Below are 12,189 nucleotides of genomic sequence, written 5' to 3' on the forward strand. Positions count from 1 at the left end.
CCAGTCCCCTATAGGAACTGGCTAGCCTCCGAACTGATCGGTTTGGGAGAGTTTGATCTCGACTGATTTTTTCTTTCCGCTTCGGTAAAATTGCACCTTTACCTTGTCGCCTACTTTCTTTTGATAAAGATATTTACGCAGATCGACGATATTTTGTACTTCCTTGCCGTCAAACGACGTCACGACATCCAGCTCTTTTAACCCCGCTTTTCCTGCTGGAGACAAAGGCTCGACACTCATCACGACGACTCCGGTTGTGACCTTTGATGGCAGTTTTAACGTTTCCTGCCAATGATAGCTCGCAATATCTGCTAGTGATTTCATCCCAACACCAAGGTACGGACGCTTCACCTCTCCATAGCGCTCTAAATCCTCTATGACAGGGATCACCAGATTCGCAGGAATAGACAGCCCAATCCCTTCCACCTCTGACTCAGCAATCTTCATTGAATTGATGCCGATTACTTTGCCGTCCATATTGATCAAGGCTCCGCCGCTGTTCCCAGGATTAATGGCGGCATCCGTTTGCAAAACTTCCGCATTCCAATCCGTCTGTCCGTCCCCATTAGAATCAACAGGGATCGCACGCTCCGTTCCAGAAATCACACCTTGTGTGACGGAGCCAGCAAATTCAAGGCCTAATGGATTTCCAATGGCGATGACAGGCTCACCTGGTTTGACATGGTCTGAATTGCCGAAGGCGGCGGTTTTCTTGATCTTATCACTTTTGACCGTAAGTACCGCTAAATCCATCAGCTGATCACTGCCGACAAGATTTGCCCCGATCCTTGTCCCGTCCTGAAGGCTCACTTCAAGCTGGTTTGCGCCTTTGATGACATGATGGTTGGTCACGATATAAAAGGTGTCTCCCTTTTTTTTATAAATCACACCTGACCCGCTGCCTGCTTCACCGCCTTCTTCCCAAAAGCTCGACTTTTGAATGTTAATGACGCCGACAACTGTATCCGACATACTCGATACCACTTTTGTGACCGCATCATTCACGTTCACATTGACGGTCTTTAAAGGGCCCTCTGATGCCTGCTGATCTCCAGCTGACTGCCATCCAAAGGGGCTGCCGCTCTGTCCAGACACATAGGGGAAAAAGAATCCCATTAAAAAAGCTCCTACCAATACACCGATCAGACCAGATAGGAAATATCCTTTTCTGCTTCGTCTCGGCTTCCACTCTACATCGCGATAATCCACTATGTTTCCTTCCTTTCAGTGAATAGATGATGTATATAGTGTTGGTAAGAAGCTCTTATCTTAATCATACGATTGTAAAAATCATACGGCGCAAAGCGGGGTTGCTTTTTTCGGGTCCGTATCATATAAATCAAAGCCGTCCCCTACAACAAAGCCCTTCATTTCAAGCGTCTGCTGGACCGCCATACGGGCTAAGTCCTTCATGTTGTTGTCTTGACTCAAGTGGGCCAAATAAATGCGTGAGGTGGCGTCTCCAATCACGTCTGTCATAGCAAGAGCTGCATCTTCATTGGATACGTGTCCGACATCGCTCAAAATTCTGCGTTTAATACTCCATGGGTAGCGCCCCATTTGCAGCATGCCGACATCATGGTTGCTCTCAAATACGAACGTATTGGCTGATTTAATAATCCCCTTCATCCGGTCACTCACATAGCCTGTATCCGTCATAAGGGCAAGTTTACGCCCGCCATAATGGAATACGTAAAACATGGGCTCTGCCGCATCATGTGATACGCCAAATGATTCAACATCGAGTCCGCCGAATGATTGAACCGTCTCCATATCAAAGTGGAATTTCTGCTCCGTATCCACTTTCCCTATATGTGACTCCATCGCCTTCCATGTTTTCGCATTTGCATAGACAGGAAGCTTGTACTTTCTTGCCATCACACCGAGTCCTTTAATATGATCTGAGTGCTCGTGTGTGACAAAAATTCCGTCCAAGTCTTCTGGCTTTCGGTCGATTTGACCAAGCAGCTCTACCATCTGTTTGCCGCTTAAGCCCGCATCTACTAAAAAAGCATGCTCGTCTGTTTCTAAATAAAAAGCGTTCCCCGTACTTCCGCTCGCTAGTACACTGAACTGCAAGCTCATGTTCTCTCACTCCAATGAAGATTTGTCTTCTTTCTCTATATGATCAAGGGTTGAGCCATCAATGGCATTGATCAAATATTCTTCCTCTGTCTTTTTCTTTGAACCAGTTGCCACGCCTTCAATCTCTACTCGCCATACAGGAACCATGACTTGAGTGCTTGCACCTGGGTATTGCGTGTAGTAGCCAAGCTCCACTTTTTTCACTGTCGTGTTTTGGCTCAGCATATTTTGTGTATATAAGTCCTTCACCGTTTCAAGCGCCGGGACAAGGGTTTCTTTTCTCACTTCATTAATCGATGTCACCATCGACTGCCGATACGAGACGACCTCGTTTTGATCGTTCACATCCAATGTGATCTTCCCGATGGTTTCGGTGTCATCAAGACCTTCTTGGAAGATGTATTTTCCTTTATACGTTTGGAAAAAGACGATTTCACCTGTTTCTTCATCGATGCTCCAGAGCTTATAATTCTTGCCATCCAGCAAACGCTGGCTCACAAGATTGGTCGCTGCTGTTTTCATATCTTTTTTCGGCAATGCAACTGGTTTATTGAAGGTCATTTCAAGCAGGGTGACAGGATCATCTTTCTCGGTTTTCGGGAATGTGCTTTTCGTCTTTTGATCAGCTAATCCGTCGACATCCTTTTTCGTATATTGCTTTTTCTCAGCTGTAATGCGGTATCCAATCTTCGCTTCATCTGATAGATTGCCATATTTGATTCCGTCTGCCTTCATTTCTTCCAGCGTATCTGTTTTTTCGATAATCGCAAAATGATCGGTCGAGCGCTTTTCAAAATATTGAAAACCTAGAAAGATATCGAGAACGAGAAAGGCTAGGATAAAGATCGTTTTGGTCTTATTCCACTCCATGATTCTCGCTCCCCTCTGTCAGCAAATCATTCGATAAAATGACGGTTTTTCCGTTATATTTCATACACCATACCGGCTCTAGCCAGACAAACATCGCTTGATCCTGATCTGATGCCGTGGATGTCGCTTGATAGGCAGGGAAAATCTGTTCAATTTTCTCTAAATCATCATACTTCGTCTGCTTGATGATCAAGTTTTTCAGCTCTGTCCCATTCATCAGTTTGACCTGTTCACTCTGACTCGCTTTGTTGCCAAGAATGTAGTTTGGACGCTTATAACTCAAGATGTCATCATTCGCCCATTGTACTTCAAGTGATGTCATACCAAATGGATGCTTTGTGCTGTTGACGATCGGCAGTCCATCCATAAACATATTAAATGACAGCTGTTGGTTGCTGTTAATGCCGAAGTATTGATAATTATCGGTAAAACTTCCGGTATCATTGAAATATTTCACGCTTCGCTTGATCAAATCTCCCGTTTGGAATACGGTACTAGAATTGATATTACGATGCTGATATTGGATGCGGTGGTCTTTTTGATTTGCTTCAAGACGACTCGTTCCATCTGTATACACCGTCCGGTTTAAATTAGACTCCTCCCCAACTAGACTTGGGTCTGTAAACAAAGCGTCCTTGAATTTGCTTGTCTTAATCGTTTCGATAAAGAACATTTTCGCTTCAAGCTGCTTTTGCTTCTGCGGCAGAAGGAAATCTCGTTTTGAATTTGTAGAGAAAGTATATAGGTCATAGCGCGGCATCTCGTTTTGAGCGGCTGCAATACTATCCATCAGATTACGATAGTTGGCAGATTCAATCGTCAGCTCAAGCACCGATTCCTTGCTGTATGAAACCAAATAGACTTTCTTATTGGCCTTATCCGGCTGAGCGAACGGCACAATCATCCGGTCAAATGAGTTGTATTCAATGGATTTATTCGGCCATTTAAACAGCGCTTGGAAAATATCAATCGGAATCGGATCATTGAACACAAGATCCAATGTCTTGCCTTGCCCCTCGCGTCCATAGAAGAAATTCTTAAATTTCTGCTCGGAATATTGGTCCGACACATCGGCAATCTCTTTGACATCCCACAGGCTTACATCATTCCAAAAGTTTTGGAAGAGTTCCTTTTGATCGACTTTGAAATGCTCTCCATTGGAATGGATGAACATCTCACGCGGCTTCACGACATCAATGAGACTCCGAGGCTCGTCGCTTGAAATCTTCTTCGTTTCCACGACCTGTGTGCCGGCATCCGCCTGATCCTGCATGACGGGCTGGAACATCCAAATATTCCATGTAAACACAAGACTGATCGCAATTAGGATTGTCAATATAATGGTTTTAAAGGTCTCACGCTTCATCCCAATCATCCTCTTGTTCTTCATTGTACGGAAGGGTAAAGGTTACCGTTGTTCCTTTTCCTTCAATGCTGTCAGCCCAAATATCTCCGCCATGAGCCTGAACCATTTCTTTTGCAATCGCAAGACCTAGGCCGGTTCCGCCAAGTTTTCTTGTTCTTGCCTTATCCACTCGATAAAAACGTTCAAAGATTTTATCCATATCCTTCTTCGGAATACCGATTCCTTCATCTTTGACACTGAATAACACAAGACCTTGCTCCTCATCCAAATCGACAGTGAACGTAATGTGTCCACCCTCTGGCGAGTATTTCATAGCATTGGAAATGATATTATCGAGCACTTGAGTGATTTTATCTTGATCAATTTCCACATATATTTCACGCTGCGGCAAGTTGCGGATGAAATCGACATGCTGCTCCTTCGTCATTTCAAAACGATCAATGACGAGCGAGATAAACCTGATAAAATTCGTCCACTCACGATTGAATTGATAATCCTTGCTGTCGAACTTAGACAGCTGGAGCAGGTCATTCACAAGTCTAATCATGCGCTCTGTTTCATTTTGCGTGACACTGAGGAACCTTGGCGCAAGCTCTTTATCACCAATCGCACCTTCAGCGAGTGCCTCAAGATAGCTTCGCATCGTCGTAAGCGGTGTGCGCAGCTCATGCGATACGTTCGCCACGAATTCACGACGTTCCGCATCAATTTTTTCCTGCTCGGTTACGTCATAAATGACCGCGATCAAGCCATCAATCTTCCCATGCTCTTTCTGAATCACTGAGAAATTGACACGCAAAACAGACAGTTGATCTTCACGTTCAATTTCTAGCAGCATGGAGTCTTGATTTTCGACTAAATCTTCAAATGTATGAGTATCTTCTAAGCCAAGCAAGGATGTGATCGGCATCTCTAGAGCTGTTTCACGTGAAACATTCAAAAGCTCTAGTGCCGGGCTGTTTAATAGAATAATGGCCCCGTTTTGATTCGTGGCAATGACGCCATCGGTCATATAGGCGATAACAGAAGAAAGCTTTTTCCTCTCACCCTCTGTCATCAGCTGCGCTTCCTCCAGCTCTCTCGTCAGATGGTTAAATGTCGTTGCTAGTTGACCAATCTCATCATGTCCATACTTTCGGACCTTTCTGGAAAAGTTCCCTTTGGCGAGCTCGATCGCTTGCTTTCTCATATCCGAAATTGGGTGTGTAATGGTTCTGAATATGAATATACCAAGTAGAGCAGTCGTCCCAAGTGCGATGAGTGTACCCGTCGCCAAAATGGTGTTGATCGTTCGCATTTGGTTAAAAACACTTTCCATGGATGAGACCACATAAATGACACCAACAGTTTCTTGGTTCTCATTTTTCACGGCTGTCGCTGATATGCGGACTCGTTTATTCGATTCTGGGTCATAGAATTTTTTTTCGTAGTCTTTGCCAACCGCGAAAATACGGCTAATGATTTGATCTGTGATTTTCTTCCCGGCAATCTCTTGACTGCCGTTATTCACAGAGGCAATGACCTCTCTGCTTTCGTCAATATAGCTGACTTCAGAAATTTCATTAGACTCATCTTTGTTGTTAAAATCGTTTAATATCTTTTGAGCATCCTCTTTTAATTCTGCCTTGCTTTTCGATGAATCTTGTTCTAGGTAATACGATAACGAGTAGATTCGCTGATTCAAGGAATTATCATATGAATTAATTAAGGACTGCTCTAGCTGCTTCACAAAGTACACGCCAATGATCTGCATGGCGACAATGATCAGCAGCACATAAATCAAGGTCAATTTAAAGTGAATCGAGCGAAAAAAACCTACTTTACTCATAAGAATCTTAGTCCTGCTCTGGGTTTCTTAAATAGTAGCCGACGCCTCGTCTTGTCACGATCCAGCTCGGGTGGCTAGGGTTGTCTTCAATTTTTTCACGAAGACGGCGGACTGTCACGTCTACTGTACGGACATCTCCAAAGTAATCGTAGCCCCAAACCGTTTGCAGTAAGTGCTCACGTGTCATGACTTGTCCAATATGTTTCGCTAAGTAATGAAGCAATTCGAACTCACGATGCGTTAATTCAATCGTTTCGTCACGCTTAGACACGACATACGCATCTGGGTAGATCACAAGTGAACCAATCTCGATATCATTTGATTCAGATTCTTCCTCTGATTGCGGAGCAGCCGTCTGTCTTCTTAAATTTGCTTTTACACGTGCAAGCAGCTCGCGTGTACTGAATGGCTTTGTGACATAATCGTCCGCGCCAAGCTCAAGACCAATGACTTTATCGATTTCAGAGTCTTTTGCTGTCAGCATGATAATCGGCATATCATATTTCTTTCTCACTTCACGGCATACTTCAACGCCATCTTTGTTCGGCAGCATAATGTCGAGCAAAATGATGTCTGGCTTAATTTCTTCTACCATTTCAAGGGCTTCATTTCCGTCATACGCACAATGAACCTCGTAGCCCTCTTTTCTTAAGTTAAATTCCAATATATCCGCAATCGGCTTTTCATCATCTACGACAAGAATCTTTTTTTCCATTGTGATTTCCTCCTGCATTTTTAGCATCTATGTCATTCCATTTTGCATGTCTCATTACGCCTTCTTCATTTACGAAAAAAAAGGCTCACTGTCTATTATAACGTTTTAAGAGGCAAAGATAAAAATAATAACGGCTTTCTTTGCTAGTAAACGTTGGATAGAAGAACCCCGCCCAAAAGATTTGATGACTTTTTCCTTTTTTATTGAAACTTTTCCAGTCACCAAACGTCTATATACATGTAACGTCTTCTTCTTATGGAGCCGGGCCCTACCTAGGTCCGGCTTCTCCCTTTTTATGCCTTCTTTTCATAATAAAAACGCACCTGCGATTGCAGATGCGTTTGGAAGTGGCTCGGGACGGAATCGAACCGCCGACACACGGATTTTCAGTCCGTTGCTCTACCAACTGAGCTACCGAGCCATCATCAAAAGATGAATATGTATAAATGGCGGTCCGGACGGGACTCGAACCCGCGACCTCCTGCGTGACAGGCAGGCATTCTAACCAACTGAACTACCGGACCTCAGTAACTTGCCCGAAAAAGCAATCGTGGTGCTCCTTCAAGCAAGTGAGGAAAAATTAGCTTAACGCTAAAGTAAATCAATGACCCGTACGGGATTCGAACCCGTGTTACCGCCGTGAAAGGGCGGTGTCTTAACCGCTTGACCAACGGGCCAAAACATGGTGAGCCATGAAGGACTCGAACCTTCGACCCTCTGATTAAAAGTCAGATGCTCTACCAACTGAGCTAATGGCTCTCGGTTTGTGAAAAGTAATTCTGAAGAAGTTGTACTGCGTCAAACCAATCGCTTTAAAAAAGCTGGAACATCGCATCCTAACAAGTTTCAGAGACCTTTGCAACAACGAGATTTATAATATCATAGAGTAATTACATATGGCAATACGTTTTTCGACATTTTTTTAAAAAAAGTGTCGGATTTGATATCTTCTGTTAAACCGCCTAATCCTGCAAGCGCCTTCATTCAATCAATGGCTACTGCCCAATCCAGCACACAGAAACGTTTGATTCCGACCAATATTGGTTATACAAGAAACAAACAGCATGGTGATTGAAAAAGGAGGAAGCATAGGATGAGTTCATTTAAATTAGGAGATAAAATGCCCGATTTTTCACTGCCAACAGTGCAGGGCGATCACATTGAGTTTTACAAACATTTAGAGGAGCATCAAAGCTGGCACCTTATCGTTTTCTTTAGAGGATCATGGTGCCCAGTATGTGTCGAGGAATTAAAAGAGCTGGAAAAACAGCAATCCTATTTTCAAGACAAGGATATTCACTTAATGACGATCTCAACGGATAACCCTGAAGACTTGAAAGAATTTGCAGACAAAGAGGGACTTTCTTTCCCCATCATGTCTGACCAAGACCTCACATCATTGAAAGCCTATGAAGTCTTCTATCACGGGGAAGATGCCCCATACGAAGATCATGGGGTGCACGGAGAACCTGCCTATTTCTTATTAAATGAAAAAGGCCAAGTCCTCTATCAGCAAAGACAAACAAGTCCATTTGGCAGACCACATGCCAACGAACTGCGCAAAATCATTCAATACATTCGTAAAAATTTAAAAGGCCAATATAAAAGCCTGAAGTAAGGAAAAAGCCCTCGTGATGAGGGCTTTTTTTATGAACGCCTTTTATTATATAGCCAATCTGCGGTGAAAAAAACAAAGAGACCCGCCATAAGAATGATAAAAGTGACAGGTGGTTTATTACCCTGGAAATACTTGTACAGCGCATGCCCTCCTAATGCGAGAAGATAAAAGACAAATGCTGTTACAGCTGCTTTATGTGTATTCGCTTGTTCTCTTTTCGTCGTTTTTTTGAAAAACATTGTATCTATTCCCCTTTAAGATGCTTTCTTCATTGTCACCCGGCGAAGTGCCTGTGATCGGATATACTCCATTGGTCCAATCCGCCAGACGTTTAAGCAAAGGGCTGAAATGGCGATTTGCAGCAGGGAGATCAACAACCATGACAAGACGATAAGGGGGGCGTTGATTTGACCGCCAAGACCCAATCCCCAGCTGTAAAAAAGAAGCGAGCAGATGACATTTTGCAGGATATAGCAGCTAAGCGCCATTTTCCCTACATATTCAAACCAAGTCCACATGAACCATGACTCCGTGCGTGCTAGAAGCTTCGCCACGACAGCAATATAGAAAATAGAGAGGAATGGCGAAAACACATAGCGCACCACGAATTCCACTATGTCATTTGGTACAAAGACGAGCGCATTCAGCGGCAGTCCAATCCACAAACCCATTCGGAACAATGTTTTCCGCAGAGTTTGCCCACGCTCATTTGCATAAAATACACCGGCTCTCATCATCCGCACACCTAATAAAAACAAAAAGGTATTCATTGGGATAATAAAGATTGCTTCTTCTCGGTACATCAAAAAGTGCTGTAATCGGTCTTGAACTTGAGATATCCATGTCTCCGGCAGTTGTTCTTCGTACGCTGGTTCACTGCTCTCGTCATAGGATTCATTTTCCAATTCAGAGAAAGAAAATACAACGAGAAAAGCCGTCACCAACAAATGAATGACACCCGAGACAATCATGCCTTTTTTGATGCGCCGACTCCCTCCACGGACAATAAACGCCACAAGCAAACCCGTGACGGCGTAACTCATGAGCACATCATATTCCATCACTAGCGCAAAATGGACAAAGCCTTCAATAAATAAAAATAAAAGAATCCATAAATATGTACCCGGCCAAGTCGTATTTTTTCTTTTCGCCTGCTGGTATTTCAGCTCTAGCCCTACGCCAAACATGATTGTGAGCAGCGATAGCATTTTGCCATAAACGAACATAGAGACAAGACTTTCAAGAAAACTGCCATTTTCATATTCATCCGCAATCTGATCTGTCGCAAAGGTATCCCCTGCGTATGCAAAAAACCAGACGTTTGTACCCAATGTACCTAATATCGCAAAACCTCGTAAAATATCTAATAATCGTATTCTTTCTTTCACTAGAACGCTCCTTCCCTTTTATACAGTTATCATATTTTGGTAATATCGGGAAGTCAGTTCCGTAGAAATTAAGGAATATTTAAACAAAAAAAACACCAGTAAAATGTGTAATTTTACTGGTGTCTGATCAGTCTATAATGATGGACGGTACACGCTGCGGACAACGTTCGTTTGGGAACGGTCTGGTCCGACTGAGAAAATAGAAAGTGGAATACCTGTTAATTGTGAAATGCGCTCTAAGTAATGACGGGCATTTGCAGGCAGTTCACTTAAATTCTTCACGCCTGTAATATCCTCTGTCCAACCTGGCATTTCTTCGTAGACAGGTTCACATTTCGCTAATTCATTTAGACTTGCTGGGAATTCTTCAGTGATTTCTCCGTTCAATTTATAAGCAACACAGATTTTCAATTTCTCAATCCCTGTTAGTACATCGATGGAGTTAAGAGATAAATCTGTAATTCCGCTCACACGGCGCGCATGACGGACAACAACACTGTCAAACCAACCAACACGGCGCGGGCGGCCAGTTGTCGTACCGTATTCACGGCCAACTTCACGGATTTGATCGCCAATTTCATCATGGAGTTCTGTCGGGAATGGGCCATCACCTACACGAGTTGTGTAAGCTTTTGATACGCCGACCACATGTTGAATTTTCGTAGGACCTACACCAGAACCAATCGTCACGCCTCCAGCCACTGGGTTAGATGACGTCACGAACGGATATGTCCCTTGATCGATATCAAGCATAACGCCTTGTGCCCCTTCAAAAAGAACACGGCGGCCTTCATCTAGAGCATCGTTCAATACAACAGATGTGTCCACGACATATTTTTTCACTTGCTGACCATATTCATAATACTCATCTAAAATATCTTCAATTTTGAAGCCTTCTGTGTCGTACATTTTCTCTAAAAGACGATTTTTCTCTTCTAGATTACGGGCAAGCTTCTCTTCAAATACTTCACGATCTAATAAATCTGCGATACGGATTCCGACGCGGGCAGCTTTGTCCATATAAGCTGGTCCGATTCCTTTTTTCGTCGTACCGATCTTGTTAGCCCCTTTCCGCTCTTCTTCTACCTCGTCCAATTTTAAGTGATAAGGCAGAATGACATGGGCTCTATTGCTGATTCTGAGGTTATCTGTACTCACATTCCGTTCGTGAAGATACGCAAGCTCAGTGACCAACGCTTTAGGATCAACCACCATTCCATTACCGATGACACAAGTTTTCTCTTTGTAAAAAATACCGGACGGAATGAGGTGTAGCTTGTAAGTCACTCCATCAAATTTGATTGTGTGACCTGCATTGTTTCCCCCTTGATAACGGGCAATCACCTCTGCATTTTCTGAAAGGAAATCGGTAATTTTCCCTTTCCCTTCGTCACCCCACTGCGTACCTACTACGACTACTGAAGACATATCGTGCACCTCCGTTAACCTTTCAAAACGTTATCTCTTTCAAACACATTTATTTTATCAATGGACAATGAAAAAGTCAACGTGAAATCCGAACATTAATATCTTGAAATCAAATTTTGTTCGTTTTACATGTGAGGAAAAGCGCTTTAATTGCTCATTCTACGCTTAAACAAGGAGATTTCGATCAAAATTACTGTTTTTCTCATTTCCGTTTGTTCAGTGATTTTCAATCAATTGAATCATCGAACTTGCCATAAAGTCGGGTGAGTATGGTCTACCTTTTCTCAGCCACCACTCAGCTGTTCCAACATAAGCAGAAATGACAAATTGCTTCTGCATCTCGAGAGGAACGTGTTGTGGATCAGGTGTTGAACCTGTGACTTCTTCTAGCCCCAAAGTAAAACTTTCTTCAAAAAAAGCACTGGCCGTCTGATGAATATTAAGCTCTCTTCCCCTTTTCAAGAGAATCTGATACTCCTCTTCATGTTCCTGCAAATGCTGATAAAAGCGATAAATATACACATATGCTGCATGATCGCTCTTCCACTCACTTTCATGTACAGGAGCAAAAATAGCGGTTTTCATGACATCAAACATCTCATCCATGACCTGCTGAGCTAGGTCAAACTTATCCTCATAATGCTGATAAAAGGTGGTGCGATGGATTCCTGCCTTGTTCGTCAAATCTTGTACAGAAATCTTCCCCCATTCCTTCTCCTTTAATAACTGAAATAACGCTTTTCTTAATTGTTGCTTTGATTCAGTTGCGCGCTTATCCCCTCTGTAGCAGTCCGCCACAAGCCGCTCTCCCCTTCCCATTTTCTTCAACAGATTTCGCCTTTCTGTTGGTTGAATCCTTTCTACTGATGAATTACCTTTAAATCTAACACA

General features: G+C 43.2%; 11 protein-coding genes and 4 tRNA genes. 1 reads left to right on the plus strand and 14 read right to left on the minus strand.

From position 1 onward, the window contains the following. Positions 1-21: 21 nt before the first annotated feature. The 10 genes from NSQ11_RS18925 to NSQ11_RS18970 all read right to left on the minus strand — a co-directional run bounded on the left by NSQ11_RS18925 (position 22) and on the right by NSQ11_RS18970 (position 7,623). Positions 22-1,209, minus strand: a complete 1,188-nt coding sequence (locus NSQ11_RS18925) for a S1C family serine protease (RefSeq protein ID WP_048002615.1) — start codon at positions 1,207-1,209, stop codon at positions 22-24. Positions 1,210-1,290: 81 nt separating this feature from the next. Then, complete coding sequence (locus NSQ11_RS18930) at positions 1,291-2,085, minus strand: MBL fold metallo-hydrolase (RefSeq protein ID WP_007497388.1); 795 nt, start codon at positions 2,083-2,085, stop codon at positions 1,291-1,293. 6 nt (positions 2,086-2,091) lie between these two features. Then, a complete protein-coding gene (yycI, locus tag NSQ11_RS18935; RefSeq protein WP_024718467.1) occupies positions 2,092-2,955 on the minus strand; it encodes a two-component system regulatory protein YycI in 864 nt (287 codons plus the stop codon). Beyond that, positions 2,942-4,321, minus strand: a complete 1,380-nt coding sequence (gene yycH, locus NSQ11_RS18940; protein ID WP_024718466.1) for a two-component system activity regulator YycH — start codon at positions 4,319-4,321, stop codon at positions 2,942-2,944. The genes yycI and yycH overlap by 14 nt, the downstream gene beginning before the upstream one ends. Beyond that, entirely contained in the window at positions 4,311-6,149 is a 1,839-nt protein-coding gene (walK, locus tag NSQ11_RS18945) for a cell wall metabolism sensor histidine kinase WalK (protein WP_017359977.1), read from the minus strand. The genes yycH and walK overlap by 11 nt, the downstream gene beginning before the upstream one ends. Before the next feature lie 7 nt (positions 6,150-6,156). Then, complete coding sequence (yycF, locus tag NSQ11_RS18950) at positions 6,157-6,864, minus strand: response regulator YycF (protein ID WP_017359978.1); 708 nt, start codon at positions 6,862-6,864, stop codon at positions 6,157-6,159. Positions 6,865-7,212: 348 nt separating this feature from the next. Further along, positions 7,213-7,285 (minus strand) — tRNA-Phe (locus NSQ11_RS18955). 26 nt (positions 7,286-7,311) lie between these two features. Continuing rightward, positions 7,312-7,388, minus strand: a tRNA-Asp gene (locus NSQ11_RS18960). 81 nt (positions 7,389-7,469) lie between these two features. Next, positions 7,470-7,541 (minus strand) — tRNA-Glu (locus tag NSQ11_RS18965). 6 nt (positions 7,542-7,547) lie between these two features. Then, positions 7,548-7,623, minus strand: a tRNA-Lys gene (locus NSQ11_RS18970). 334 nt (positions 7,624-7,957) lie between these two features. On the opposite strand from NSQ11_RS18970, the gene NSQ11_RS18975 reads away from it, so the two are divergent. Further along, positions 7,958-8,482 (plus strand): peroxiredoxin family protein, encoded by a 525-nt coding sequence (locus NSQ11_RS18975; RefSeq protein ID WP_007497396.1) that lies wholly within the window; start codon positions 7,958-7,960, stop codon positions 8,480-8,482. A gap of 29 nt (positions 8,483-8,511) precedes the next feature. Here NSQ11_RS18975 and NSQ11_RS18980 read toward each other — a convergent pair whose 3' ends face one another. The 4 genes from NSQ11_RS18980 to NSQ11_RS18995 form a co-directional block, all read right to left on the minus strand. Beyond that, complete coding sequence (locus tag NSQ11_RS18980) at positions 8,512-8,721, minus strand: hypothetical protein (protein ID WP_019743180.1); 210 nt, start codon at positions 8,719-8,721, stop codon at positions 8,512-8,514. Positions 8,722-8,736: 15 nt separating this feature from the next. Next, positions 8,737-9,870 (minus strand): DUF418 domain-containing protein, encoded by a 1,134-nt coding sequence (locus NSQ11_RS18985; protein WP_144610813.1) that lies wholly within the window; start codon positions 9,868-9,870, stop codon positions 8,737-8,739. 132 nt (positions 9,871-10,002) lie between these two features. Beyond that, on the minus strand, positions 10,003-11,298 hold the full coding sequence (locus NSQ11_RS18990; RefSeq protein ID WP_007497400.1) for an adenylosuccinate synthase: 1,296 nt from the start codon (positions 11,296-11,298) through the stop codon (positions 10,003-10,005). Positions 11,299-11,514: 216 nt separating this feature from the next. Next, positions 11,515-12,117: a TetR/AcrR family transcriptional regulator gene (locus NSQ11_RS18995; RefSeq protein ID WP_282833467.1), complete on the minus strand. Its 603-nt coding sequence runs from the start codon at positions 12,115-12,117 to the stop codon at positions 11,515-11,517. Positions 12,118-12,189 lie beyond the last annotated feature (72 nt).

This window comes from Bacillus sp. FSL W7-1582 (assembly GCF_038593325.1).
GTDB lineage: Bacteria > Bacillota > Bacilli > Bacillales > Bacillaceae > Bacillus > Bacillus altitudinis.

Coding starts and splice junctions, on each gene's coding strand:
- NSQ11_RS18930 (WP_007497388.1), bottom strand. CDS start 2,085: ATGAGCTTGCAGTTCAGTGTACTAGCGAGCGGAAGTACGGGGAACGCT.
- yycI (WP_024718467.1), bottom strand. CDS start 2,955: ATGGAGTGGAATAAGACCAAAACGATCTTTATCCTAGCCTTTCTCGTT.
- yycH (WP_024718466.1), bottom strand. CDS start 4,321: ATGAAGCGTGAGACCTTTAAAACCATTATATTGACAATCCTAATTGCG.
- walK (WP_017359977.1), bottom strand. CDS start 6,149: ATGAGTAAAGTAGGTTTTTTTCGCTCGATTCACTTTAAATTGACCTTG.
- yycF (WP_017359978.1), bottom strand. CDS start 6,864: ATGGAAAAAAAGATTCTTGTCGTAGATGATGAAAAGCCGATTGCGGAT.
- NSQ11_RS18975 (WP_007497396.1), top strand. CDS start 7,958: ATGAGTTCATTTAAATTAGGAGATAAAATGCCCGATTTTTCACTGCCA.
- NSQ11_RS18980 (WP_019743180.1), bottom strand. CDS start 8,721: ATGTTTTTCAAAAAAACGACGAAAAGAGAACAAGCGAATACACATAAA.
- NSQ11_RS18990 (WP_007497400.1), bottom strand. CDS start 11,298: ATGTCTTCAGTAGTCGTAGTAGGTACGCAGTGGGGTGACGAAGGGAAA.
- NSQ11_RS18995 (WP_282833467.1), bottom strand. CDS start 12,117: ATGGGAAGGGGAGAGCGGCTTGTGGCGGACTGCTACAGAGGGGATAAG.